Raw genomic sequence first — 3,343 nt, forward strand, 5'->3', positions numbered from 1 at the left:
ACGAAGGAGAGCACATGCTTCTGGAACGCATCTACGACGAAGATCTTGCCCAGGCCAGTTACTTCATTGGCTGCCAGGCCAAGGGTGAGGCGCTGGTCGTTGACCCGCGCCGTGACATCGCGGTGTACCAGTCTCTGGCTGCGAAGAACGGCATGACGATTGTTGCCGTGACCGAGACCCACATCCATGCGGATTTCCTCTCGGGCACCCGGGAGCTGGCGGCCGCGACCGGTGCCACTGCTTATGTTTCCGGTGAGGGTGGAGTGGACTGGCAGTACGGTTTCGAGGCTGAGCGCCTCTATGACAATGATGTGATCACCCTGGGCAACATCACGGTGAAGGCCCTGCATACGCCCGGCCACACCCCGGAGCACCTGTCCTTCCTGGTCACCGATGGTGCGTTTGCCGACACCCCCGGGTACCTGCTCTCGGGTGACTTTGTTTTCTCCGGGGACCTGGGCCGCCCGGACCTGCTGGATGAGGCTGCCGGCGGGGTGGACACCCGCTTCGGCGGGGCCAAGCAGCTCTTCGCGAGCCTGCGGGAGAAGTTCCTGACCCTGCCGGACCACGTCCAGGTCCACCCGGGCCACGGCGCCGGCAGTGCCTGCGGCAAGGCCCTGGGCGCGATCGCGTCCTCCACGGTCGGCTACGAGCGGCTCTACTCCTGGTGGGGCCCGTACCTGGCCGCCAACGACGAGCAGGGCTTCATTGATGAACTCCTCGACGGCCAGCCCGACGCGCACGCGTACTTCGGCCGGATGAAGCGGGAGAACCGTGAAGGCCCGGCCGTGATGGGCGAACGCGCCCCGCTGGCCGAACTCGACCTCGCCGCCGTCGCGAAGGACCTCGCCGCGGACACGGTGACGTTCATCGACACCCGCCCCAACGACCAGGTCCACGAAGGTACCGTCACCGGCTCCCTCAACGTCCCGGCCGGCAAATCCGTGGCCAGCTTCGGCGCCTGGGTGGTGAACCCGGAAACCGACAAGAACCCGCTCGTGCTCCTGGCCCCTGACCAGTCCGCAGCGCAGGAGATGTGGGACCACCTGGTCCGCGTCGGCATCGACAAGGTCGCCGGCTACGTCACCGGCTTCGAGGGCCTGCCGGTCAGCACCCCGAAGCTCATCGCGCCTGAAGACCTCGAGAACTTCGACGCCGCCATGGTCCTGGACGTCCGGAACCGCACTGAACACACCGCCGGACACATCCCGGGCTCCCACCAGCTCAGCGGCGGCCGCGTGATGTGGCACCTGGACGAGCTCCCGGCCGAGGGCACCATCGTGAGCTACTGCCAAAGCGGCGTCCGGAACTCCGTCGCGGCCAGCGCGCTGCGCCGCGCCGGCTACGACGTCGTCGAACTCGACGGCAGCTACGCCGCCTGGGCAACCCGGCAGCCACTGGCATCCGTCTCCAGCAACTAGCCACCGCGACCGGCACTAACTGACTGGCACCCCTGGCGGCGGCCCTGGCAACAGGGCCGCCGCCATCGTTCGTCCCAACCGTCTGGAGCACCATGACGTCCGGCAACACCAACTCCCTGCGGCAGCAGCGCCACGGCAACGGCATGACGCTGGGCCTTCGGCAGAACCTGGCGCAGTTCATGCTCCTTGTCGCCGTCAACGCCCTCGTCGGCGGCACCCTTGGCCAGGAACGGACCGTACTTCCGCTGCTGGCCGGGCAGGTCTTCCATCTGGACCTCTACACCAGCGCACTGACCTACATCCTGGCCTTTGGCCTCGCGAAGGCCGGCACTAACTACTTCGCCGGCACCCTCTCGGACCGCTACGGCCGCAAACCCGTCCTGATCGCCGGCTGGATCATCGCCCTGCCCGTCCCGCTGATGCTGATCCTCGGTCCGAGCTGGGGCTGGATCGTCGCGGCCAACGTGATCCTGGGCGTCAGCCAGGGCCTCACGTGGTCCACCACCGTGGTCATGAAAATGGACCTCGTCGGACCTTCCAAGCGGGGGCTCGCCATGGGCCTGAATGAAGCAGCCGGCTACCTCGGCGTCGCCGGTACCGCCCTCGCCACCGGCTACATTGCCGCCAACTACGGCCTGCGCCCCGGACCCTTCCTGCTCGGCGCGGCCTACATCGCCCTCGGCCTCGGGCTGTCGGTCTTCGCCGTGAAGGAAACCAGAGACCACGCCAGGCTCGAGGCCGCCAACCACACGGCCGCCCACGCCGACGCCCACGGGGAACTGAGCAACCGGGAAATCTTCACCCTCACCAGCTTCCGGGACAAATCACTCTCCTCGGTCAGCCAGGCCGGGATGGTCAACAACCTCAACGACGGCCTCGCCTGGGGCCTGTTCCCCGTCCTGTTTGCCGCCGCAGGTCTGACGATCGAAAAGATCGGCATTCTCGCCGCCGTCTATCCCGCCGTCTGGGGCGCAGCGCAGCTCGTCACCGGGGCATTGTCGGACAAATACGGGCGCAAATGGCTGATCGTGGGCGGCATGCTCGTCCAGGCCGCCGCCCTGGGAATGATCGCCGTGGGCCAGGACTTCGGGATCTGGCTGACCGCCGCTGTCCTCCTGGGCCTCGGAACGGCCATGGTGTATCCCACCCTGCTTGCGGCCATCGGTGACGTCGCCCACCCGCAGTGGCGGGCCCGGTCTGTCGGCATCTACCGTCTCTGGCGCGACGGCGGATTCGCTGTCGGCGCGCTGCTCTCCGGGATCATCGCCGACGCGTTCGGCGTCGGCGTCGTCGCGGGCCTGACAGCGTTGTCCGGTACCCTCGTCGCCATCCGCATGCGCGGCACCGACCACCACCGGACGGCGTAATCCCGCAGCAGGCGTGCGCCGGCGCGGGGGGACTAGGCTATCGTGTGCACACATAAGCACACGTTGAATGGCCCGCTGACCCGAGGAGCCCCGTTGCTTGAAGTCCTCGCTGTTCCGGTCTATCGGAAGCTCTTTTCGGCGCAGATCGTTGCCCTGCTCGGCACCGGTCTTCTCACGGTGGCGCTGGGCCTGCTGGCCTTTGACCTGTCCGGAGGTGACGCCGGGGCCGTACTCGGGACAGCGCTCACCATCAAAATGATGGCCTAAGTCTTCGTCGCACCCCTGATGGCTGCCGTGGTGGAGCGGCTGCCCAAGAAAGCGGTCCTGGTCGGCGCCGACCTGATCCGGGCGGGCATCGCCATGCTGCTGCCGCTGGTTGACCACGTCTGGCAGATTTATCTGCTGGTCTTCGTGCTGCAGAGTGCGTCGGCGACGTTCACGCCGGCCTTTCAGGCCCTGATCCCGGTCGTGCTGCCCGATGAACGGCACTACACGCGGGCCCTGTCGCTCTCGCGCCTGGCCTACGACCTCGAATCCCTGGCCAGTCCCGCGCTG

The 3,343-nt window shown here is 67.4% G+C and carries 2 protein-coding genes and 1 pseudogene; all 3 read left to right on the forward strand.

Translation table 11 applies throughout. The annotated features are described in order from the left end of the window. The first annotated feature begins 14 nt into the window (after positions 1–14). Entirely contained in the window at positions 15–1,421 is a 1,407-nt protein-coding gene (locus K789_RS0105660) for an MBL fold metallo-hydrolase (protein ID WP_024365914.1), read from the forward strand. A gap of 92 nt (positions 1,422–1,513) precedes the next feature. Next, a complete protein-coding gene (locus K789_RS0105665) occupies positions 1,514–2,788 on the forward strand; it encodes an MFS transporter (protein WP_024365915.1) in 1,275 nt (424 codons plus the stop codon). Between the two features lie 93 nt (positions 2,789–2,881). Further along, a pseudogene (locus tag K789_RS22425) lies at positions 2,882–3,343 on the forward strand (MFS transporter); the annotation flags it as partial.

The sequence above is a fragment of the Arthrobacter sp. TB 26 genome, assembly GCF_000427315.1.
Taxonomy (GTDB): domain Bacteria; phylum Actinomycetota; class Actinomycetes; order Actinomycetales; family Micrococcaceae; genus Arthrobacter.

Coding starts and splice junctions, on each gene's coding strand:
- K789_RS0105660 (WP_024365914.1), top strand. CDS start 15: ATGCTTCTGGAACGCATCTACGACGAAGATCTTGCCCAGGCCAGTTAC.
- K789_RS0105665 (WP_024365915.1), top strand. CDS start 1,514: ATGACGTCCGGCAACACCAACTCCCTGCGGCAGCAGCGCCACGGCAAC.